Below are 21,355 nucleotides of genomic sequence, written 5' to 3'. Positions count from 1 at the left end.
CGGGGGTGAACTAATGCAGACCAAACGACACCTCGAGCCGGTCGTCCGCCGCGTCGGCTCGTGGCCCGGCGTCGAAACCGCGCCCCGCCGCTTCGACGGCCGAGAGCCGAGCGGCTCCGGATCCGATCGAGAGATCGGCGGATCCGAGAAGGCGCGGACGCCCGACGACCGGGCGGACCGGACCGAACGAGGCGGGGCGTCCGACGGGGGGATCGAGTTCCGCGTCCGGGAGGCGGAGATCGGGCACGTCCACCCGGACGAAGGGTTGATCGACGTGCCGTTCACGCGCGAGATCAGGAATCAGCTGCTGACCGAGGGGAAGGCGGACCGCCACCACGTCCGTCCGGAGTCCTCCTGGGTGACCTACCGGATCCGCGGTCCGGACGACGTCAGGGACGCGCTCTGGCTCCTGCGGCTCGCGTACCTCAACCGCCTCGCCGCGCTCTCGGACGGCGAGGCGGCGACGGTCGCACCGGGGCTCGACATCCGGCGGCAGCTCGACCGGCTGAGGCTCTCGCCCGACCTCCGGCGGCTCGTCGACCCGGCCGCCGGACGGCGCGTTCCCCTCCCGGCGACGGAGTGAGAGCGCGCTCGGAACCCGTCGGCGCGGAGTCGAGAACCGACGCCCGGAGCGCGGAGATCGTCCGCATCTCCAAAGATTTACCCTCCCCCGAATGAAGGGCTAGCTATGAGCCTCGACTACGCGAAGCTCCACGATCCGAACGCGGAGTACACGATGCGGGACCTCTCCGCGGAGACGATGGGCGTCACCGGCGAGCGCGGCGGCGGTCGAGACGTCGAGATCACCGACGTGCAGACGACGATGGTCGACGGCAACTTCCCGTGGACGCTCGTGCGCGTCTACACCGACGCCGGCCTCGTCGGCACCGGCGAGGCGTACTGGGGCGCGGGCGTGCCGGAGCTCATAGAGCGGATGAAGCCGTTCGTCGTCGGGGAGAACCCGCTCGACATCGACCGCCTGTTCGAACACCTCGTCCAGAAGATGTCCGGCGAGGGCTCCATCGAGGGCGTCACCGTCACCGCCATCTCCGGGATCGAGATCGCGCTGCACGACCTCGCGGGCAAGATCCTCGACGTGCCGGCCTACCAGCTCCTCGGCGGGAAGTACCGCGACAGGGTCCGCGTCTACTGCGACTGCCACACCGCCGACGAGGCCGACCCCGAGGCGTGCGCCGACGAGGCAGAGCGCGTCGTCGAGGAGCTCGGCTACGACGCGCTGAAGTTCGACCTCGACGTGCCGTCGGGGCTGGAGAAGGACCGCGCCAACCGCCACCTCCGCCCGGGCGAGATCCGCCACAAGGCGGAGATCGTCGAGGCCGTCACGGAGCGCGTGAAGGACCGCGCGGACGCCGCGTTCGACTGCCACTGGACGTTCTCCTCGAACAGCGCGAAGCGGCTGGCGAGGGCCATCGAGGACTACGACGTGTGGTGGCTCGAAGACCCCGTCCCGCCGGAGAACCACGACGTCCAGCGGGAGGTCACCCAGAGCACGACGACGCCCATCACGGCGGGCGAGAACGTCTACCGCAAGCACGGCATGCGCCGCCTCCTCGAAGAGCAGGCGGTCGACATCGTCGCCCCCGACATGCCCAAGGTCGGCGGCATGCGCGAGACGCGGAAGATCGCCGACATGGCGGACACCTACTACGTCCCGGTCGCGATGCACAACGTCTCCTCGCCGATCGCGACGATGGCGAGCGCCCACGTCGGGACGTCCATCTCGAACTCCCTCGCCGTCGAGTACCACTCCTACCAGCTCGGCTGGTGGGAGGACCTCGTCGAGGAGACGGTCATCGAGGACGGCTACATCGAGATCCCGGAGGAGCCGGGACTCGGCGTGACGCTCGACCTCGACGTCGTCGAGGAGCACATGGTCGAAGGCGAGACGTTGTTCGATGAGGAGTAACCTCATCGAGCCCGCGGATCGTCGATCCGCATTGTTCGACGAAGCGTAGCTTCATCGAGCTCGCCGAGCAGAGCTCGGCGTCGTTTGACGAGGCGTAGCCGAAGTCAAGCCCGTCGAGCTTCGCTCGACGTTGTTCGATGAGGCGTAAGCCTCGTCGTGCGCGCAAATCTCAGATTTGCGTTGTTCGATGAAGCGCAGGCCGAGATACCTTCGGACCGTTTCGCCGCGATCGCGGAATTTATTCTGAACGATAGTTAACAAATAAGCCATGAGCCAGCGCGAGGGCGCGGCGGCGCGCGAGTACGAGGTCGACCACCGACTGAGCGACGCGGAGCACAACATTCATCGGGTCTGGGACAACGGAGTCGACCCCGCGTTGACGGTCGAGTCGGGCGACGTGATCCGATTCGAGTGCCGCGACGCCGTCGACCGGCAGATAACCGTCGAGTCGACGCCCGAGGACTTCGCGAACGTCAGTTTCGATCCGGTCCACCCGCTAACGGGCCCCGTCGCCGTCGAGGGCGCGGCGCCCGGCGACGTCCTGCAGGTCGACCTGCTCGACTTCCAGCACAAGGGGTGGGGGTACACGGGCTTTCTCCCCGGGGAGATGGGGTTGGGCCTGCTGCCGGGGGAGTTCCCCGACGCCGGCCTCCACGTCTGGGATCTCGACGGCGACGTCGGGCGGTTCGTGAACGGCATCGAGGTGCCGCTCGACCCGTTCCCGGGCGTCATCGGCGTCGCGCCCGGCGAGGGTGGCGAACACGACACGCTGCCCCCGCGGTCGGTCGGCGGGAACATGGACGTAAAGCAGATGACCGCCGGTTCGACCGTCTACCTCCCGGTCGAGGCCGACGGCGCGCTGTTTTCGATCGGCGACTGTCACGCCGCGCAGGGCGACGGCGAGGTGTGCGTGACCGGCATCGAGGCGGAGATGTTCGTCACCGCCCGGCTCACGGTCCGAACGGACCCGGAGATCGAACAGCCGCGGCTCGAAACCGACGGCCCGTTCACCCCGACCGGCGCGGACGAGCGGATGTACGGCACGACCGGCATCGCCGACGACCTGATGGAGGCAACGCGGAAGGCGATCCGCCACATGATCGAGCACCTCCACGCCGAACGCGGCCTGACGCGCGGGGAGGCGTACATCCTCTGCTCCGCGGCGGTCGATCTGAAGATCAGCGAAGTCGTCGATGCGCCGAACTGGACCGTGACGGCGTTCCTCCCGGAGAGCATCTTCCCGGAGTAGCGCTCCGACAGCTCTCCGTCCGATCGGGACCGCGGGGCGATCGAAGCGGCCGGTCGCGGTGCGCCGGCTAGTCGCCCCCGCGCAGCCGATCCACGATCTTCCGTCCCACCGTCCGGGGATCGCGCTCGACGACTTCGAGTTCGTCCCCGACGGCGATCGTTCCCGGTTCGAGCACGTCGGCGCAGACGCCGCCGCGCCTGTTCCTCAGCGCTCGCGCGACGCCCCGTTCGCCGGCCACCTGTTCGACGTGCGCGCACGGCGGCCGGGGGCGCGTCCCGCGGAGCGCCGCGCCGCCGATTCGGAACGTGGCGTCCAGCAGGTCGTACACCTCGACGCCACGGACCACGACGTTCCGCCGGTGACGCCCGTCCGCGAGGTCGATGCCGAACTCCTCGCGGATCTCCTCGATCGCCTCGGCCTCGATGAGCGTCACCTCGCACACGTCGAACGGCGAGTAGTAGCCCGTACCGCGCAGGTAGCGGTCGCCCCGGAGGCCGCCCTTCACGGCCTCGACCGACTCGACGCGCTCCATCGGCGCGGAGTCCTCGGGCGCGATGAAGACGTCCTCGACTCGTCCCGTCATGGTCGAACGTAGCGCGCCGAGGCGGATAGCCGTTCGGTGCGATCCGCCGATTCGAACTCGCCGACCCGAACTCGCCGATCCGAACTCACCGACCCGAACTCACCGACCCGAACCCGCGGATCCGAACCCGGCGAGCAGCACAACGCTGATGCGGCCGGTCCACGAACGTCGGCTATGGCCGACTGGACAGACAGCATCGTGGGGGACCGCATGGCCGTCGACCGACAGTTCACGGAACGCGTGCGCGCCTCCGAGTTCACGAACCAGGAGTGGGGACTCGTCATGACGGCGACGGAGTTCGAGATCGAGAACGCCGACGACCCGGAGGAGGCGCGAATCGTCGCCGACACCGAGAAGCTCCCGCAGATACTGCCCGAACTCGAGAACATCCGGTCGCAGGTGCAATCGATGGGCGGCGGCGGGGCCTCGTCCGGCGGGGGCGGAGGCAGCGGCGGTGGCGGCGTCTTCGGGTCGATCAAGCGCGCGTTCGGCCTCGGCGGCGGTGGCGGCGTCGATCAAAAGCGCCTGGAGGCGGCCGAACGGCTCACCCAGGAGTACGCGGACGAACTCCAGCGGCACCTGGAATCGAAGGGAAAGTGGGAGCAGGTTCGGATCGCGTACCAGGAGTGAGCGGCGCGGTCAGATCTCGTCGCCGCTGCGGTACATCGTCAGCTCCTCCGCCTCGTAGATGTTGATGAGCTCGTTGATGAGCTCGTCGTAGTCTTCGTCCTCCTCCCGCAGGGAGTCGAGCCGCTCCAGCGTCTCCTCGTCGAGGGTCACCTGTGGCATAGTTCCCACTTCGAGCAGAACGCACTTAAGCGCACGGACGGTTCGGGCGCGCGGCGGGGAGCGCGAGGGGCCGAGCCGCTCCTCGACGACCGCCTCCATCGCGTCGAGGGATCGTCCGGGAGATCCGGCCGCCGCCACGTTCGTTCACGGGAATTTTCTACGGAGCGGCCGGCGTCTCAGCGCCCGTCAGTCAGCGGAAGCGCCCAGGAGTTCCGCCTCTACCTTGTGCAGGTGTTCGTGCAGCGTTTGCGTCGTGATGCCTAATTCGGCGGCTAACTCGCCGGCCGAGGTCCGCTTCGGCCACGCGTAGTACCCGCGATCGCGAGCGAGTTCGAACACTTCCCGCTGCCGGCGCGAAAGCCGGTCCAGCGGTAATCCGCCGGCACCGGTCGCCCACTTCGATCGCGTCACGCCGGTCACGGTGATCTCGGCGGCTTTCTCGTCGCGGACCTCGTCGAGGAGCGCGTCGACGGTTTCCCGATCCCGGTTGGTCACCACCGTCCAGTCTTCGAGCCCGTCCCGCACGTCGACCGGCTCGGCGTACGTGAACCCGCGGGAGATGAACGACCCGCTGATCTGGATCGTTCCGTCGTGTTCGACGAGGAGTTCTCGCGTCGCGTTGCCCGGCGTCGCCGGGGAATCGAGCCGATAGTTGTGAGTCATCGCCGCGACGGAGTGCACGTGCGGAGAGGCGCGAATCGCCGCGAGCGCGTCGTCGATCGTCGCCTGCGTGTCGGCGTAGACGGTGAAGAGGGAGGTCGCACGACCGCCCCCGTTGGTGTAGATGCCGTACCCGAGGATGCCGACGTCGACCCGTTCAGTCGTCTCGATAACCCAACAGTCGGGGTGCCACACCTCCATCGTGAGCCGAAGGGCGGCCGCGTCACGTTCGGTGTCGGCCATGGCTTCAGTAGGACCCCGTTTCGAGAAAACCTGTCGCGCCCACCGCGAGCGGACCCACCACGCCCGTCGCCGAGCCGGATCCGGCCGCGTGGATCGTCCCGGAATCGATCGGCAGTCCGCGTGTTTCGGAAAGCATCGGGTTCTCGTACTCGCCGGAGACGGCTGAACCCACGACCTTCTATACCAGGTGGTCGGGTTACGGTGTCGCCCGGCCGACTGAGAACTGATAGGGGTTATCGTAGAAGTTCATAGATTCGCTCGACAGGGTTCGAAACGCGGTGCCGAGTCTCTCCACCCACCACGTACGGATGGCTACGATAACCCCTATGAGGAACGGAGATCAGAGAATGACGAAAAACACGCGCGATAGCGGGATATCGACCTGCCCACCGGATCGGCTCGCACGGCCTCGTACTCGCATTTCGTGGCCGCTCCTCGTGGTCACGCTCGGCGGGGTCGGGCTGATCGGGGTGGCGATCATACTGTGGCTACGGGGGTTCGACGTACTCGGACGAGCGCCCCTCCTCGTCGTCGTGGTGGCGCTCTGGGCTATCACCGAAGCGCTCGTGTGGGCCGACGACGACTGGACATGAACGCCTCGTTCGGGACCGGCGACCGCCGCGGCGAGCGTGACGGGTCGCGGCCCGCCGGCCGAAAGCGGCCGGAGACCGAGACCCCGTCGAACGTCTACGTGCTCTCCGGCGAACCGGACTGTTCGCACCCGTCGCACGATCGGACGTACCTCGGCCTGCAGGGAGAGAGTAGCTTCTACCGGTGCAACGGGTGCGACGGCGTCATCGTCGTCGCCCGGTGACCGGGACGGAGAACGGTCCAATTTTGCGGACGGAGAACGGTCAGACTTCGATCGCTACGTCGCCGAGGACGGTTACGCCTCTTTCTGCGGCCGGGCGTCGGACATCTTCGGGGACCGCACGCGAGCGTCCCGCGGACGTGCCCGAGGAGCCGTCCCGAAGGAGCTTACGAGAACAGCCGCTTCAGGCGGGCGAACAGCCCCTTCGAGGGGTCGCCGCCCACGCGCTTTTCGTCCGGGGCGGTCCCCGAGTCGTCGGTCTCCTCGGAGGCCGTCTCCGCGGCGTCGCCGTCTTCGGCCGCGGTGTCGGCTTCGACGGTCCCCGTCCGCCCCTCGGACGCGAGCTCCTCGGCCCGTTCGAGCAGGCCCTCGGCGTCGTTGACGGCGTCCTTGATCGTCCCCTTCACGACGGGTTTCTCCGAGAAGCGGTCGCGCGAGACCGACGTGTCGGCCGCGATGACGACCGCGTCGGCCTCCGCGATCTCGTCGGGGGTGAGCTCGTCCTGGGCGCCCATCGCGCCCTGGACCTCGACGCGGATCTCGTGACCGAGCTCCTCGGCGGTGGTGCGCAGGTTCTCCGCGCCCATCTGGCTGTGTGCGATACCGGTCGGACATGACGTGACTGCGACGAACTTCATCTGTCTCTCCGTATCAGTTGGTTCACTTCGCGCTTGGTACTGGCGGCCAGCGCGCGCTCGGCGAGCGCCGCGGCCTCCTCGCGGTCGGTCGCTTCGACGTTGGCCTTCACGTCGGGGATCGTCACGGCGCTCATGCTCAGCTCGTCGAGCCCGAGCCCGACGAGCAGCTCCGTCAGGTCGGGGTCGCCCGCCATCTCGCCGCACATCCCGACCCAGCACTCCTCTCCCTCGGCCGCGTCGACCGTGCGGGCGACGGCCCTGAGCACCGCCGGGTGCAGCGGATCGTGCAGGTCGGCGACGCGCTCGTCGCCCCGGTCGGCCGCCATCACGTACTGCGCGAGGTCGTTCGTGCCGACGCTGAGGAAGTCGACGCGCTCGACCAGTTCGGGCGCCATGAACGCCGCCGCCGGCGTCTCGATCATCACCCCGAACTCCGGGCGGGCGTACTCCGCGCCCGCGTCGTCGAGGTCGGCGGCGACGGCGTCGAGCGCGTCGAGCGCCGCCTCGACCTCCTCGATCGTCGCGACGAGCGGCAGCATGACCGCCAGCCCGTCGCCGTGTTCGCTCCCCGCGGCCCGCAGGAGCGCGCGGAGCTGCGTCTCGAACAGCTCCGCGTCGGGTCCGAGCGACCGCCGGATGCCCCGCTCCCCCAGGAACGGGTTCTCGCTCTCCGGCAGGTCGAGGTACGGAACGGGCTTGTCGCCGCCGACGTCGAGGGTTCGGACGACGACCCGGCCCGCCGGGAACGCCGACAGCGCCTCGGCGTACGCCTCGTACTGCTCGTCCTCCGCGGGCGGCGACTCGCGGTCGAGAAAGAGGAACTCGGTGCGGAAGAGGCCGATCCCGTCGGCCCCGCGGGCGACCGCCGGCTCCAGCTCCGCGGGTCGGCCGACGTTCGCGGCCACCTCGACGGGCGCGCCGTCGGCCGTCGACACCGGCTCGTGGCGGATCTCGACCTCCTCGCCACCCGCCGCCGCCTCGCGGCGCTCCTCGCTCGGGTCGACGGCGACCTCGCCCGCGTCGCCGTCGATCACGACCGTCGCGCCCTCCGCGATCGATTCGAGGTCTCCGCCGACGCCGACGACGGCGGGGAGCGCGAGCGACCGCGCGAAGATGGCCGCGTGGGAGGTGCGCCCCCCGGTGACGGTGGCGAAGCCGGCGACGCGGTCGGGATCGAGCTGCGCGGTGTCGCTCGGCGTGAGCCGCTCGGCGAGGACGACGGACCCCTCGGGGAGTTCGGCGAGGTTCACGCGCTCGCCGCCGACGAGGACGCGGACGAGCCGGTCGCGCACGTCCCGGAGGTCGTCGGCGCGCTCGGCCATCCGCCCCTCCATCCCCTCGAACTGCTCGATGGGGCCGGCGAAGGCGCGCCGGACGGCGTGTTCTGCGGGCAGTCCCCCGTCGATCTCCGCCAGCACGCCCTCTTCGATCTGCGGATCGCCGAGGAACTGGACGTGCGCGTCGAAGACCGCCGCCTCCTCCTCGCCGACGCGCTCCGCGGTCCGGTCTCGCTCGCGCTCCAGTTCGGCGCGGGCCTCCTCGCGGGCGGCCTCGAAGCGCTCGCGCTCGGCCGCCGCGTCGACGCCCTCGGCCGGCGGCTCGGGGAGTTCGAGGTCGGCCTCGGGGCGGTACCAGACGACGGTGCCGACGCCGGCGCGCGGGGTGACGCCCGTTCCGGAAAGGGTTCGCTCGCTCATGAGTCGAGTTCGTCCTCCGGCGTCGTCAATACTCCCTCCAGCGCGTCGAGCGCGGCCTCGGCGTCCTCGCCCTCGGCGATTATCCGCACGTCCTCGCCGCACCGCACGCCGAGGCTCGTGACCGCGATCATGCTCCCGGCGGCGACGCGGTCGCCCTCGTTGTCGACGCGGGCGATGCTCACGTCGCTTTCGTACTCCTGGACCGTCTCGACGAACTTCGCGGCGGGCCGGGCGTGCAGCCCCGCCTCCGGAACGACCGTGACGACGCGCTCCATCAGTTCATCGCCTCCGCGAGCGCGCGCTGTACCTCCGCCTCGGTCTCCGCCTCGCGGAGCCGCCCGCGGACCTCGTCGTGGACGAGCGTCCGCGAGAGCGAGCTCAGTATCTCCAGGTGTTCGTCCGCGCCCTCCTCGGGGACGAGGATCATGAAGAGGAGCGTCGCCGGTTCGTCGTCCATCGCGCCGAAGTCGACGCCCGCCGAGGACCGGGCGAACGACACCGACGGGCGCATCACGGCGTCGGTCTTCGCGTGGGGGATGCCGATCCCCATGCCGACGCCGGTCGTCGTCTGTTCTTCGCGTTCGAGGAGCGCGGAGAGCGCGGCTTCGCGGTCCTCGACGCGCCCGGCGTCGACCGCGAGGTCGAGCAGGTGCTCGATACAGGCTTCCTTCTCCGCGGGCGGCTCGTCGAGCGAGATCAACGCTTCCGGCATCAGCGTGTCGATGTCGTGCTCCATGGCTTGTGGTGGGGGTCCTGCACCGTGAATGGTGCGGCTAATCGGTGGACTGTGCGCTCGCGCTGTCGATCGTCTCCTCGTAGTCGGGCTTGATCGCCGTGGCGACCGCGGCGGTGACGATCGAACCGAGGAGGATACAGCCGAGGAACAGGAGCGGCCGGTTCGACAGGAAGAACACGAAGATGCCGCCGTGCGGCGCGGGCATGGTGACCCCGAGCACCATCGAGGCGGCGGCTCCGACCGCGCTCCCGGCCATGGCGCTCGGGATGATCCGGACGGGATCGGCCGCGGCGTAGGGGATCGCGCCCTCGGTGATGAACGACAGGCCGAGCGGTACCGCGCTCTTCGCGTTCTCGTACAGCTCCGCGGCGTACTTCTGCGGGGCGACGAAGTTCGAGAGCGCCAGTCCGATCGGCGGGACCATCCCCGCGATCATCACGGCGGCCATCGGCTGCGTGATCGGCTGCGGGTCGGCGCTGAGCAGTCCGACCGCGAACACGTAGGCGACCTTGTTCACCGGACCGCCCATGTCGAAGGCCATCATCGCCCCGAGGATCACGCCGACGAGGAGCGCGCTCTGCCCCTGCATCGAGCGGAGGAAGTCGGTCAGCGCCTGGTTCGCGACGGCGATCGGGACGCCGAGCACGAACAGCATGACGGGCGCGAGGAGGAGCGTCGTGACGACGGGAATGATCAACACCGGCATCATCGGCTCTATGACTCCCGGCACGTCCAGGTTCTTCAGCCAGCGGGCGACGTACCCGGCCAGGAGGCCGGCGACGATCGCGCCGAGGAACCCGGCGGTCGCGCCGCCGGCGCTGAATCCGACAGCGGCGCCGGCCGCGTCGATGAGGTTCCCCTGCTGGATCGTGTACGACAGGATGAACCCCGGCGCGAGCCCGGGTCTGTCCGCGATCGCGTACGCGACGTACCCCCCGAGGATGGGGACCATGATCGTCAACCCGAGCACGCCGATCTCGGCGAGGTACCACGGGATCGACCCGGTCTGGTCGAACACCGTCTCCGTGTCCCCCGGGAAGAACCCGAGGTTGGCGAGGCCGAACCCGAGCGCGAGGAGGATCCCGCCGATCGTCACGAACGGGATCATGAACGATACGCCTGTCATCAGGTCCTCTTTGACGGAGGTGACGTGCGCCCGCAGCGCGCCTTCCGCCCTGTCTCTCGACGTCATGCCAGTATCTTCACGATAGTTTCTGCACGTGTGCAAAAGATTTTCCGAATGCGATCGTTTCTGATCGATACTTTCCACATTATTCGGATACCGGGAATCGGATGATCAAACCCGTGCGGAAGCGCCGAAGGTGACGGTTCAGTACTCAGAAACGGTCACGGATTCGGCGGCGGCGGACACGTCGCCGAACCCGGGGAGGGTCGTTCCGGCGACGGCGGTGACGCGGGCGGCGACCGCGACGCCGTACCCGAGCGCGACGGCGTCCGATTCCCCCCGCGCGAGCGCGGCGAGCACCCCCGAGAGGAGCGCGTCGCCCGCGCCGACGGTGTCCACGACGTCCGTCTCAAGCGCCGGCGCGTAGAGGGTGCCGTCCGCCGTCGCCATCACCGCGCCGTCGGCGCCCAGCGAGGCGACCACCCGATCGAACCCCCGCGCCCGCAGCGCCTCGGCCGCCGCCGCGCAGTCCTCGACGGCGTCGAGCCGCTCGCCGGTCGCCGCCGCGAGCTCCTCCCGGTTCGGCTTACACAGGGCGTACTCCCCCGAGAGCGATCGGAGCACGTCGCCGCCGACGTCGACGGCGACCTCCCAGGAGTCGGCCGCCGCGATCCGGTCGACGGCGTCCGCGTCGACCCCCGGCGGGAGGCTCCCAGCGACGACGACCGTGTCGGGGTCGTGCCGTCGGATCGTTTCGAGCAGCGACTCGGTCGCCCCCTCGCCGACGGTCGGCCCGTCGTGGTTGATCTTGTACTCGCCGTCCGGCGTCAGCACGGTGGTGTTGAGGCGCGTCCCGTCGTCGATGTCGACGAAGTCGGCGGCGACGCCGTCGGCCGCGAGTTGCCGGCGGAGGACGCTTCCGAACGGGTTCCCCAGAAAGCCCGTCGCGAGGGTCGACTCGCCGAGCGCGCGCAGGTACTGCGAGACGTTGATCCCCTTGCCGCCGGCGTCGAACTGCGCCGCGTCGGTCCGGTGGACGACGCCCGATCGAAGCGGCTCGTCGAGCCGGAGCGTGTGGTCGAGCGCCGGGTTCGGCGTGACCGTGAGGATCACGCGGACACCCCCACGACCTCCGTTCCCGCCGCCTCGAACCCCTCGCGGACGGCGGGCGGGAGCTCGCGGTCGGTGACGAACACGTCGACGTCCGTCAGGTCGGCGAACTTGACGAAGCTCCGCTCGTCGATCTTGCTCGCGTCGGCGACGAGGACGACCCGCTCCGACTTTTCGACCATCAGCTGCTTCATCCGGGCCTCGTCCTCGTTCGGCGTCGTCAGCCCCTCCTCCAGGTCGATCGCGTTCGTGCCGAGAAAGAGCAGATCGAAGTTCATCCGCTCCATGAAGCTCTCGGCGGTGGGGCCGACGAGCGCGCGGGTTCGGCGGCGCAGCGTCCCGCCGGTGAGCATCACCTCGGTGTCCTCCTCGCCGAGTTCGACCGCCAGCCGCGGGGCGTTCGTGACCGCGAGCAGCGAGCCGTCCCGCGGGGCCTGCTTGGCCACCTGCATCGTCGTCGTCCCGGCGTCGAAGAACACCACCTCGCCCTCGCGGATCTCCTCGACCGCCCGCGCGCCGATGGCGCGCTTCCCCTCCAGGTTCTGCACCTCCCGCTGTCCGTACGTCTGCTCGCGCCCGACCGTCGTCGTCGGCACCGCGCCGCCGTGGGACCGCTCGATCAGGCCGTCGTCGGCCAGACTGCGGAGGTCGCGCCGGATCGTCGCCTTCGAGAAACCCAGTTCGTCCGCGAGTCCCTCGACCGATCGCCCGTCGGCCTCCGACACGAGTTCGACGATCTTCCGTTTTCGCTCTGCGGGTAGCATGGTTCTCGATCCGATCTCGCCTTTGATTGTTTTCCCGACCGTGTTAACTGTTCGTGTTGCGTTCTCGATTGTTTCTGACGATGTCGTATAGAATATTATGTCGGGCGAAACGAGCGGCGCGAAGGACCGCCGGCCGAAGGGCGCTGTCGCTATCTGCGGGAAGCGTCGGGAGCGTGCGGAAACGAAAACGATCGAACCGATCAGCCGTCGAGCCGGTCGACGACCGCCTCGGTCACGTCGGTCGTCGTCGCGTCGCCGCCGAGGTCGGGGGTCCGCGGGCCGTCGGCGAGGACGCTCTCGACCGCGTCGCGGACGCTCGCCGCCGCGTCGTTCCGGCCGAGGTAGTCGAGCAGCATCGCCGCCGAGAGGATCGTCGCCGAGGGGTTGGCGACGCCCTCGCCCGCGATGTCCGGGGCGGTGCCGTGGACGGGTTCGAACAGCGCCCGCTCCGGCCCCACGTTCGCGCTCGGCAGCAGGCCGAGTCCGCCGACCAGCCCCGCGGCGAGGTCGGACAGCACGTCGCCCGCGAGGTTCGGGCAGACGACGACGCCGAACTGCGTCGGGTCGAGACAGACGCGCGTCGCGAACGCGTCCATCAGGACCTCGTTCGCCTCGACGCCCCGCTCAGCCGCGACCGACAGGACGGCGTCGCGGAACCGCCCGTCCGTCTCGCGCATCACGTTCGCCTTGTGGGCGACGGTGAACGCGTCGCGGCCGTCGGTCGTCTCCTCGGCGGCGGCTGACGCCGCCTCGTCGCGGCTCTGCACGAACTCGCAGGCGTACTCGGCGAGCCGCCGGGAGGCCGACTCCGTGACGACGCGGGTGAGCGTCGACACGTCGTCCGTGAGGCGGTCCTCGTGACCCGCGTAGACGCCCTCGGTGTTCTCGCGGAGGAACACGAGGTCGGTCTCGGGGCGGAGCGCGTCGACGCCGGGGTACGCCTTCGCGGGGCGGACGTTGACGAACGAGTCGACGGCCCGCCGGAGGGGGAGGATCACGTCAGCCGCGGTCTCGCCGGCCGCGCCGAACAGCGTCGCGTCCGCGCTCGCGGCGAGGTCGTACGTCTCCGCCGGGAGCGCCTCGCCCGTCTCCTCCTTCACGCGGTCGCCCGCGTCGGCCTCGACGAACTCGAAGTCGCCGACCGCGTCGAGCACGCGGATCGCGGCCGGGACGACCTCGGGGCCGATGCCGTCGCCCGGGACGACGACGATCTCCTCAGTCATCGAGGCTCACGTAGGGCAGGGATTCCGCGGTCGCGCGCACCGCGTCGGCGTTCGACTTCATCAGCGCCGTGGTGTCCCAGACGCCGTCGACGAGCGCCTTCCGCTGGGCGTCGTCGACCGCGACCTCGACGGTCGTTCCGCCGTACGTCACCGTCTCGGCCGCCACGTCGACCTCGATCTCCCCGTCGGGGTTCTCGTCGACCCACGCCTGGAGGGATTCGATCGTCTCGGTGTCGGCCGTCACGGTCGGGATGCCGAGCGCGAGGCAGTTGCCCGCGAAGATCTCGGCGAACGACTCGCCGACGATCGCGTCGATCCCCCAGCGCATCAGGGCCTGGGGGGCGTGCTCGCGCGAGGAGCCGCAGCCGAAGTTCGCGTTGACGACCATGACGGAGGCGTCGCGGAACCGCTCGTCGTTGAACGGATGGTCCTTGGGATCGTCCTGGGCTTCGACGGCTCCGCCGTCTCCGTCACGCGACGCCGCGGGCGTCGCGCTGTCGAACCGCTGGTCGAAGAAGGCGAACTCGCCGAGGCCGTCGAACGTGACGACCTTCATGAAGCGCGCCGGGATGATCTGGTCCGTGTCGATGTCGTTGCCCCTGACGGGGACGCCCGTTCCGGTCACCGACTCGACCTCCGGGATCTCCTCGGTCGTCACGCCACCGTCACCTCCTTCAGGTCGCGCACGTCGGTCACCTCGCCCTCGATCGCCGCCGCGGCGACCATCCGGGGGTTCATGAGGATCGTCCGGCCGTCCTTGCTCCCCTGTCGGCCGATGAAGTTCCGGTTCGAGGAGGACGCGCAGGCCTCGTCGCCCTCCAGCTGGTCCTCGTTCATGCCGAGGCACATCGAACAGCCGGCGTTGCGCCACTCGAAGCCGGCCTCCCTGAACACGTCGGCGAGCCCCTCCTCCTCGGCAGCCCGCTGGACGCGCTGGCTGCCGGGGACGACCATCGCGCGCACGTCGGGGTGGACCCGCCGGCCCTCGACGATCCGCGCCGCGCGGCGAAGGTCGGGCAGCCGCGCGTTCGTACAGGAGCCGAGGAACGCCACGTCGATCTCGTAGCCCTCCATCGTCTCGCCGGGCTCGACGCGCATGTGCTCCTGCGCGCGCCGGGCCGTCTCCCGCTTGTCCGCGGGGAGGTCCTCGGGGGACGGAATCGGCTGGGTGATGCCGACGCCCTGTCCGGGCGTGGTTCCCCAGGTGACGACCGGTTCGAGCTCGTCGCCGTCGATCACGACGACGTCGTCGTACTCGGCGTCCGCGTCGGAGCGGACGGACTCCCAGTACGGCTTCAGCTCCTCGAACCGCTCGGGGTCGTCGCGGAAGGCGTCCGTCTCCCGCAGCCACTCGTAGGTGGTCTCGTCGGGGTTGACGTAGCCCGCGCGGGCGCCGCCCTCGATCGACATGTTGCAGATGGACATCCGGCCCTCCATGTCGAGGTTCTCGATCGCCTCGCCGGCGTACTCGTAGACGTAGCCGACGCCGCCCTCGGTGCCGAGCCGCCGGATCACCTCGAGGATCACGTCCTTCGCCTCGACGCCGTCGCCGAGTTCGCCCGTGACCTCGATCCTCCGGACCTTCTGCTTCTCCATCGCGACGGTGCCCGTCGCGAGCACGTCGCGGATCTGCGAGGTGCCGATCCCGAACGCGAGCGCGCCGAACGCGCCGTGCGTCGAGGTGTGGCTGTCGCCGCAGACGATGGTCTTGCCGGGCTGGGTGAGTCCCTGCTCCGGCCCGATGACGTGGACGATCCCCTGGTCGCCGCTGTTCGGATCGGAGAACTGGATGCCCGCCTCGCGGACGTTCTCCTCCAGCTCGGCCATCATCTCCTCGGCGGCGTCGTCGCCGTACGGCCGCGACTGGTCCGCCGTCGGGACGATGTGGTCGACGGTCGCGTGCGTGAGCTCGGGGTAGGCGACGTCCAGGTCGCGCTCGCGCAGCATCCCGAACGCTTGGGGGCTCGTCACCTCGTGGATGAGGTGGAGGCCGACGAACAGCTGGGTCTGGCCCGTGGGGAGCTCCGCGACCGCGTGGTTCTCCCACACCTTGTCGTACAGCGTCCCCTCACTCATCTACGGTCCTCCGACTCCGTACGTCCGCCACCTCGGCCTCGTTACCGCCGCGGGCCCAGACGCGGTTCGCGCTCTCGCCGTGCGGCGGGGTGTGATCCACGTCCTCCATCGTCTCGCCCCGCGACCGTGCGGGGGACTCCCCGCCGTCCGCCACCGCCGGCCCGCGCTGGAACACCGCGCCGAACGTCTCGCCCGTGTAGGGGTGCGTGTGGGTCACGTCCCTCATCGTTCGCTCGTCTCTCCCCTCCGCGTCGCTCGCCGTCGACCCCGCCGGATCGCGTTCGGCGCGCTCGCGGGTCGGGTTTCGTCCGTTCCGTGTTCGTCCGTTTCGCTCAGTCATCCGCGGTCACCTCGGTTTTCTCCTCTGTTTCGCTCTCCTCCTGCGCCCACGCGAACAGCTCGCGCAGCCGACCGCCGACCCGCTCGATGTCGTGGTTCTTCTCGGCCTGCCGGAGCTGCGTGTAGGAGGGCCGGCCGGCCTGGTTCTCCGCGATCCACTCGCGGGCGAACGTGCCGTTCTGCACGCCTTCGAGCACGCGCTCCATGTTCTCGCGGGCGTGGTCGTCCACGATCACGTCGCCCTTCGTGAGGCCGCCGTACTCGGCGGTGTCGGAGACCGAATCCCACATCTCGCCGAGCCCGCCCTCGTACATCAGGTCGACGATGAGCTTCATCTCGTTCAGGCACTCGAAGTACGCCATCTCCGGGCTGTAGCCCGCGTCGACGAGCGTCTCGTACCCCTGCTTGATGAGGCTCGTGACCCCGCCGCAGAGGACCGCCTGCTCGCCGAACAAGTCCGTCTCGGTCTCCTCGCGGAACGAGGTCTCGATCACGCCCGCGCGCGTGCAGCCGATCGCGTGGGCGTACGCCAGCGCCTCCTCCTTCGCCTCGTCCGAGACGTTCTGGTACACCGCGAGGAGGCCGGGCGTTCCCTCGCCGTTCTCGTAGTTGCGCCGGACGAGGTGGCCCGGCGACTTGGGCGCGATCATCGTCACGTCCACGTTCTCCGGCGGCTCGATCTGGTTGTAGTGGATGTTGAACCCGTGGGCGAACTGCAGGGTGTTGCCCGGCTCCAGCTCGCCTTCGATCTCCTCGAACACCGCCGGCTGGACCGTGTCGGGGACGAGCATCGAGACGATGTCGGCCCGGGCCGCGGCCTCGGCCGGCGTCGCCACGTCGAGCCCGTCTTCCGCCGCGGCCTTCCGCGAGGAGGAGTCCTCCCGGAGGCCGACGACCACGTCGACCCCGCTGTCGGCGAGGTTCTGCGCGTGGGCGTGGCCCTGGCTGCCGTAGCCGAGGACGGCCACGGTCTTGTCGTCGATGTACGTGCGGTTCGCGTCGTCGTCGTAGTATACCTCGGTGGTGAATTCGTCGGTCATGGTGTGTCTGGGTGGGTTGTGATTGTCTATCGCGGGTCGGTTTTCCGGTCGTTCTCCGCGCAGGTTCCTCAGTCGCTGTTCGTATCCGGTACGCCTCGGTCCGCGCCGTCGCCAGCCGGCTCGGCGGTGTGGCCCGGCTCCTCGCCGGGCGTGGTCGGGGTGTCGCCGCGCGCGAGGGCGGTCTGGCCGGTCCGCGCGATCTCGATGATCCCGAACTGCCGGAAGGCGTCGACGGCGTCGTCGATCTTCCCGTGATCGCCCGTGATCTGGACCGTGATGGTTCGCGGGCCCGCGTCCAGCGTCTGTCCCTCGTACATCTGGGTGATCGCGTGGACCTTGTCCGGCTCGTCGCCCCGCACCTTCAGGAGGACGAGCTCCGCGCGGACGGCGTCGTCGTCCAGCTCGCCCACCGAGATGGCGGGCTTGAGCTTCGCGAGCTGCTTTTTCACCTGGTCGATGCCCGGGTCCGTCTCCTCGACGACCAGCGTGATCCGGGCGTGGCCGTCGACGGTGGTCGGTCCGACCGTCAGGCTCTCGATGTTGAACTGCCGGCGGGAGAACAGCCCGGAGACGCGCGAGAGGACCCCCGGCTCGTGCTCGACGAGCGCGGAGACGACCGCGGTTCGCGTCCTGGGTTCGGCCTCCGCCTCGGGGTCGATGCGGATCCCCTGGCTGTTCCGCCGCCCCTCCGGGTGGGGTCGCTCCTCCGGGGAGGGGCCTCGCAGTCCGCCCGTCACGCGGACCACCTCGGGTCCCGCGGGGCGCGGCGGGCGCTCGCTCCGCCGGCCGTCATAGCTGCTCCTCCGACAGGGCGAACTTCCCGTTCGCGCCGCCGCTCGGGACCATCGGGTAGACGTTCTCCGCCGGATCGATGTGGAAGTCGATGACGGAGGGGCCGTCGTGCGCGAGCGCCCCCTCGATGGCCGGCGCGACCTGGTCGTACTCGTCCACGGACCAGCCGCGGGCGCCGAACGCCTCCGCCAGCTTGTCGAACTCGGGACACCAGCCGTAGTCGGCGGCCATCCGCCGGCCCTCGAAGAAGGCGTCCTGCCACTGGCGGACCATCCCGATGTACTCGTTGTTCAGGACGGCGACGGTGATGTCGAGGTTCTCGCGGACCGCGACGGACAGCTCCTGCATCGTCATGAGGAAGGAGCCGTCGCCGTCGATGCAGACGACCTCCTGGTCGTCCTCGGCGGCGAAGCGCGCGCCGATGGCGGCGGGCAGGCCGAAGCCCATCGTGCCGAGGCCGTGGCTGGAGATCCACGTCCGCGGGTGGCGGAACGTCCAGTACTGGGCGGCCCACATCTGGTGCTGGCCGACGCCCGTCGTGACGATCGCGCGGTCGGAGGTGGCCTCGTCGAGCGCCTCGACGACGAACTGCGGCTTCAGCGGCTCGTCGTCGGGCGTGACGTAGTCCATCGGGTACTCCTCCTTCCACGTCCGGCACTGCTCGCGCCACTCGCGGGCGTCCGGGGGACGCTCGAGCTCCTCGTCGAGCTGGTCCAGCACGCGGCCGGCGTCGCCGACGAGCGGGTAGTCGGCGTGGACGTTCTTGCTGATCTCCGCGGGGTCGATGTCGACGTGGACGACCTCCGCTTCGGGGGCGAAGGTGTCGACGCCGCCGGTGAGGCGGTCGTCGAACCGGCAGCCCACCGCGATCAGGAGGTCCGTGTGAGTGATCGCCATGTTCGCGTAGCCGGTGCCGTGCATCCCCGCCCACTCCATGCACAGCTCGTGGTCGTCCGGCATCGCGCCGATGGCCGGCATCGTCTCCACCACGGGGATGCCGTTGTCGATCGCGAACTCGCGCGCCGTCTCCGTCGCGTCGGCCTTGATCACGCCCCCGCCGAACAGGAGCAGCGGCTTGTCCGCGCGCTCGATCGCGCGCGCGGCGAGCGCCACCGCGTCGTCGTCGGCTTCGAGCTGCGGGGCGTACGTCTCCGGGAGCCGGGCCGGGCCGGGCTCGCGCGCCGTCTCGCCGAGCGTGGCGTTCTTCGGCAGGTCGACGAGCGTCGGCCCCGGTCGGCCCGCCCTGGCGAGTTCGAACGCCTCGCCGACCGTGTCGCCGACGGTGTCGGCGTCGCCCGCGAAGTAGTTGTGCTTCGTGATCGGCGCGGTGACGCCGGTCGTGTCCGTCTCCTGGAAGGCGTCGGAGCCGACCATGTCCGCCGGGACCTGTCCCGTCAGCGCGAGCATCGCGTCCGAGTCCATGTCGGCGTCGGCGATGCCGGTGACGAGGTTCGTCGCGCCCGGGCCGGATGTGGCGAGGCAGACGCCCGGCTCGCCCCTGACGGCGCCGTAGGCGTTGGCGGCGTGGGCCGCCCCCTGCTCGTGGGCCATCATGACGTGGCGGATGTCCGAGTGGTACAGGGCGTCGTAGACGGGCATGATCGCCCCGCCCTGGACGCCGAACATCGCCTCGACGCCGGCGTTTTCGAGCGCCCGGACGGCCGCCTCGGCGCCGGAGGTGACCGGCGGTCGCTCGGTCGGCTCGTCCGGTTCGTTCCGTTCGCTGTCCGGTGCCGGTTGCGTCGCGCGTTCGCTCATTCGGTGCTGTCCCTCCGTTGGTCTCGTGTCGTGTGCTGTCGGTCGGTTGTGTTGTCCATCGTGGACGTGGCTGCGTGGCTGTCGGAAAGCAGTGCGAGGCCGAATCGGGGATGGGGGTGGTGAGGGGCTAGGCAGCCCCTACAATAATGAGCGACCGACCGACGCCCTCGCCGCCGCGGACGGACCGCTCGCTGGCGGTCCGCGCGCGGTCGGCGTCGGCGTGCCGGTTCATCGTATCCGGTGGAACCGCCCCGAGCGGCATAACCTTTTCGCGGCGTGCAAACGTTGCACGGGGTCCGGCCGGCGTCCGCCCGCGGGGCGCGCCGACTCTCGCGGCGCTCCTCGGTCGGTGCGGACGGCGGTCGGGCCATCCTACGCCCGGACCTCCTCCTTCCGGTCGACCCCCATCTCGCGGGCGAACCGCTCCAGTTCGGTCACCGTGACGCGCCGCTTCTCGGCGCCGAAGTCCTTCACCCGACGGGTGATCCGCCTCACCTCGGCGTCGGTCGGTCGGTAGCCGGCGTCCTCCAGCCGCTTTCGGACGGAGTGGGTGCCGGTGTGCTTGCCGAGCACGAACTCGCGCTTCGCGCCGACCATCTCCGGCGTCATCACGCCCGGCTCGAACGTGTCCGAGTTCTCGATGACGCCGGCGGCGTGGATGCCGCTCTCGTGGGAGAACGCGTTCCGGCCGACGACCGGCTTGTTCGCGGGGACGGGGATGTCGGACTTCTCCTCGATCGTCCGGGACAGCTCCGTGATCCGGGCGGTGTCGATCCCGGTGTCGACGTCGTAGAGGCTCTCGGCCGCCATGACGACCTCCTCGTAGGCGGCGTTGCCGGCGCGCTCGCCGATGCCGTTGACGGACACCTGCGCCTGGTGTGCGCCCGCTTCGAACCCGGCGATCGCGTTCGCCGACGCGAGGCCGAAGTCGTCGTGCGTGTGCACGTCGACGCGGGCGTCCGTGTGCTCGCGGACGAGCCGGATCAGGTCGCCGAAGCGCGTGGGCGTCGCCACGCCGCAGGTGTCGGGGACGTTGATCCAGTCGACGCCCGCCTCGGTGACGGCCTCGATCACGTCGACGAGGAACGCCTCGTCGGTCCGGGTCGCGTCCATGGGCGAGAACATCACGTCGACGCCCGCCTCGCGGACGCGTTCGACCGAGGAGACCGCGCGCTCTTTCGCCTCCTCGCGGGAGGCGTGCATCGAGTCGCGCAGCTGCACGTCGCTCGTGCTCACGAACACGTGCACCATGTCGACGCCGGAGTCGAGCGCTGCCTCGACGTCCTTGTCCACGACGCGGGCCAGCCCGCAGGTCGTTGCGTCCGTCGCGGCCGCGATGTCGCGGACGGCCTCGAACTCCGCGTCGGAGTTGACCGGGAACCCCGCCTCGATGACGTGGGTGCCCATCTCGTCGAGCGTCGCCGCGATCTCGCGCTTGTCGTCGTAGCTGAACGAGGTGCGCGGCGACTGCTCGCCGTCGCGGAGCGTCGTATCGAAAATCCGTACAGTGTCGATTTCAGATGTGGAGTTCAGTGTGCCCTCGAAGAACTCGACCCGCCGGGCTGGATACCGACGCGCCCTCTGTGTCGTTGTGGGACATCGTGACTGGTACCAGCGCCCATCTCGTATATAAGCCTGTCCCTGAGACAGTCCCTCTTCGGGATCTGGTACGATCGGCTGTCCGATCGGTTCCGCGAAACCGCGGGACGTAGTCGACCTTATACACTCCTGTCGCCTTATATCGAATTATATCTCGTCGGCGTCTCGATCGGGGGGAAGATTACGGAGCACAAT

At 69.7% G+C, this 21,355-nt stretch carries 25 protein-coding genes; 6 read left to right on the top strand and 19 right to left on the bottom strand.

What is annotated here, in order from left to right; all coding sequences use genetic code 11:
- Positions 1–13: 13 nt before the first annotated feature.
- From CNO20_RS17810 to CNO20_RS17800, 3 genes are all read left to right on the top strand, one after another.
- Positions 14–583: a luciferase domain-containing protein gene (locus CNO20_RS17810; protein WP_101297506.1), complete on the top strand. Its 570-nt coding sequence runs from the start codon at positions 14–16 to the stop codon at positions 581–583.
- Positions 584–688: 105 nt separating this feature from the next.
- Positions 689–1,927 carry a mandelate racemase/muconate lactonizing enzyme family protein gene (locus CNO20_RS17805; protein ID WP_101297505.1) on the top strand — a complete coding sequence of 413 codons (1,239 nt, stop codon included), beginning with the start codon at positions 689–691 and terminating at the stop codon, positions 1,925–1,927.
- Between the two features lie 268 nt (positions 1,928–2,195).
- On the top strand, positions 2,196–3,176 hold the full coding sequence (locus CNO20_RS17800; RefSeq protein WP_101297504.1) for an acetamidase/formamidase family protein: 981 nt from the start codon (positions 2,196–2,198) through the stop codon (positions 3,174–3,176).
- Between the two features lie 67 nt (positions 3,177–3,243).
- Here the strand turns inward: CNO20_RS17800 and CNO20_RS17795 are convergent, their stop codons facing one another.
- Positions 3,244–3,759: an MOSC domain-containing protein gene (locus CNO20_RS17795; RefSeq protein ID WP_101297502.1), complete on the bottom strand. Its 516-nt coding sequence runs from the start codon at positions 3,757–3,759 to the stop codon at positions 3,244–3,246.
- 174 nt (positions 3,760–3,933) lie between these two features.
- Here CNO20_RS17795 and CNO20_RS17790 point away from each other — a divergent pair, with 174 nt between their 5' ends.
- Positions 3,934–4,389 (top strand): DUF5799 family protein, encoded by a 456-nt coding sequence (locus tag CNO20_RS17790; RefSeq protein WP_101297500.1) that lies wholly within the window; start codon positions 3,934–3,936, stop codon positions 4,387–4,389.
- A 9-nt stretch (positions 4,390–4,398) separates the two neighbouring features.
- Here the strand turns inward: CNO20_RS17790 and CNO20_RS23485 are convergent, their stop codons facing one another.
- From CNO20_RS23485 to CNO20_RS24150, 3 genes are all read right to left on the bottom strand, one after another.
- Positions 4,399–4,548, bottom strand: a complete 150-nt coding sequence (locus CNO20_RS23485; protein ID WP_199174908.1) for a DUF7557 family protein — start codon at positions 4,546–4,548, stop codon at positions 4,399–4,401.
- 186 nt (positions 4,549–4,734) lie between these two features.
- On the bottom strand, positions 4,735–5,451 hold the full coding sequence (locus tag CNO20_RS17780; RefSeq protein WP_101297497.1) for a helix-turn-helix domain-containing protein: 717 nt from the start codon (positions 5,449–5,451) through the stop codon (positions 4,735–4,737).
- Positions 5,452–5,455: 4 nt separating this feature from the next.
- On the bottom strand, positions 5,456–5,587 hold the full coding sequence (locus CNO20_RS24150; protein ID WP_269844156.1) for a hypothetical protein: 132 nt from the start codon (positions 5,585–5,587) through the stop codon (positions 5,456–5,458).
- A 301-nt stretch (positions 5,588–5,888) separates the two neighbouring features.
- On the opposite strand from CNO20_RS24150, the gene CNO20_RS23105 reads away from it, so the two are divergent.
- On the top strand, positions 5,889–6,044 hold the full coding sequence (locus CNO20_RS23105) for a hypothetical protein (protein WP_158237444.1): 156 nt from the start codon (positions 5,889–5,891) through the stop codon (positions 6,042–6,044).
- Positions 6,041–6,265 (top strand): hypothetical protein, encoded by a 225-nt coding sequence (locus CNO20_RS17775; RefSeq protein WP_101297495.1) that lies wholly within the window; start codon positions 6,041–6,043, stop codon positions 6,263–6,265. Before CNO20_RS23105 ends, CNO20_RS17775 begins: the two co-directional genes overlap by 4 nt.
- Positions 6,266–6,429: 164 nt before the next feature.
- Here the strand turns inward: CNO20_RS17775 and CNO20_RS17770 are convergent, their stop codons facing one another.
- The 15 genes from CNO20_RS17770 to CNO20_RS17700 form a co-directional block, all read right to left on the bottom strand.
- On the bottom strand, positions 6,430–6,900 hold the full coding sequence (locus tag CNO20_RS17770; RefSeq protein WP_101297493.1) for a PTS fructose transporter subunit IIB: 471 nt from the start codon (positions 6,898–6,900) through the stop codon (positions 6,430–6,432).
- On the bottom strand, positions 6,897–8,597 hold the full coding sequence (gene ptsP / locus CNO20_RS17765) for a phosphoenolpyruvate--protein phosphotransferase (protein ID WP_101297492.1): 1,701 nt from the start codon (positions 8,595–8,597) through the stop codon (positions 6,897–6,899). The genes CNO20_RS17770 and ptsP overlap by 4 nt, the downstream gene beginning before the upstream one ends.
- A complete protein-coding gene (gene ptsH1 / locus CNO20_RS17760) occupies positions 8,594–8,872 on the bottom strand; it encodes a phosphocarrier protein HPr (RefSeq protein ID WP_101297490.1) in 279 nt (92 codons plus the stop codon). The genes ptsP and ptsH1 overlap by 4 nt, the downstream gene beginning before the upstream one ends.
- The gene (locus tag CNO20_RS17755) at positions 8,872–9,333 is read right to left on the bottom strand and encodes a PTS sugar transporter subunit IIA (protein ID WP_101297488.1); all 462 of its coding nucleotides are present in this window, start codon (positions 9,331–9,333) and stop codon (positions 8,872–8,874) included. Before CNO20_RS17755 ends, ptsH1 begins: the two co-directional genes overlap by 1 nt.
- 37 nt (positions 9,334–9,370) lie before the next feature.
- Positions 9,371–10,525 carry a PTS fructose transporter subunit IIC gene (locus tag CNO20_RS17750; protein WP_101297486.1) on the bottom strand — a complete coding sequence of 385 codons (1,155 nt, stop codon included), beginning with the start codon at positions 10,523–10,525 and terminating at the stop codon, positions 9,371–9,373.
- 138 nt (positions 10,526–10,663) lie between these two features.
- On the bottom strand, positions 10,664–11,572 hold the full coding sequence (gene pfkB, locus CNO20_RS17745) for a 1-phosphofructokinase (protein WP_101297484.1): 909 nt from the start codon (positions 11,570–11,572) through the stop codon (positions 10,664–10,666).
- Complete coding sequence (glpR, locus tag CNO20_RS17740) at positions 11,569–12,333, bottom strand: HTH-type transcriptional regulator GlpR (RefSeq protein ID WP_101297482.1); 765 nt, start codon at positions 12,331–12,333, stop codon at positions 11,569–11,571. Before glpR ends, pfkB begins: the two co-directional genes overlap by 4 nt.
- Before the next feature lie 200 nt (positions 12,334–12,533).
- The gene (locus CNO20_RS17735) at positions 12,534–13,556 is read right to left on the bottom strand and encodes an isocitrate/isopropylmalate dehydrogenase family protein (RefSeq protein WP_101297481.1); all 1,023 of its coding nucleotides are present in this window, start codon (positions 13,554–13,556) and stop codon (positions 12,534–12,536) included.
- The gene (gene leuD, locus CNO20_RS17730) at positions 13,549–14,214 is read right to left on the bottom strand and encodes a 3-isopropylmalate dehydratase small subunit (RefSeq protein ID WP_101297479.1); all 666 of its coding nucleotides are present in this window, start codon (positions 14,212–14,214) and stop codon (positions 13,549–13,551) included. The genes CNO20_RS17735 and leuD overlap by 8 nt, the downstream gene beginning before the upstream one ends.
- Positions 14,211–15,632 (bottom strand): 3-isopropylmalate dehydratase large subunit, encoded by a 1,422-nt coding sequence (gene leuC / locus CNO20_RS17725; protein ID WP_101297477.1) that lies wholly within the window; start codon positions 15,630–15,632, stop codon positions 14,211–14,213. Before leuC ends, leuD begins: the two co-directional genes overlap by 4 nt.
- Positions 15,625–15,858, bottom strand: coding sequence for a DUF7989 family protein (locus CNO20_RS17720; RefSeq protein ID WP_101297563.1), 234 nt, complete (start codon positions 15,856–15,858; stop codon positions 15,625–15,627). The genes leuC and CNO20_RS17720 overlap by 8 nt, the downstream gene beginning before the upstream one ends.
- 106 nt (positions 15,859–15,964) lie before the next feature.
- A complete protein-coding gene (ilvC, locus tag CNO20_RS17715) occupies positions 15,965–17,011 on the bottom strand; it encodes a ketol-acid reductoisomerase (RefSeq protein WP_101297475.1) in 1,047 nt (348 codons plus the stop codon).
- A gap of 68 nt (positions 17,012–17,079) precedes the next feature.
- A complete protein-coding gene (gene ilvN, locus CNO20_RS17710; RefSeq protein WP_101297474.1) occupies positions 17,080–17,757 on the bottom strand; it encodes an acetolactate synthase small subunit in 678 nt (225 codons plus the stop codon).
- A 43-nt stretch (positions 17,758–17,800) separates the two neighbouring features.
- Positions 17,801–19,561 (bottom strand): biosynthetic-type acetolactate synthase large subunit, encoded by a 1,761-nt coding sequence (gene ilvB / locus CNO20_RS17705; RefSeq protein ID WP_101297472.1) that lies wholly within the window; start codon positions 19,559–19,561, stop codon positions 17,801–17,803.
- 372 nt (positions 19,562–19,933) lie between these two features.
- A complete protein-coding gene (locus CNO20_RS17700) occupies positions 19,934–21,190 on the bottom strand; it encodes a LeuA family protein (protein ID WP_101297470.1) in 1,257 nt (418 codons plus the stop codon).
- Between the last annotated feature and the right edge of the window lie 165 nt (positions 21,191–21,355).

Source organism: Halegenticoccus soli (genome assembly GCF_002844195.1).
GTDB classification, from domain to species: domain Archaea; phylum Halobacteriota; class Halobacteria; order Halobacteriales; family Haloferacaceae; genus Halegenticoccus; species Halegenticoccus soli.
The sequence above is the reverse complement of the archived record's forward strand: the minus strand, read 5'-3'. Positions and strand labels throughout refer to the sequence as shown.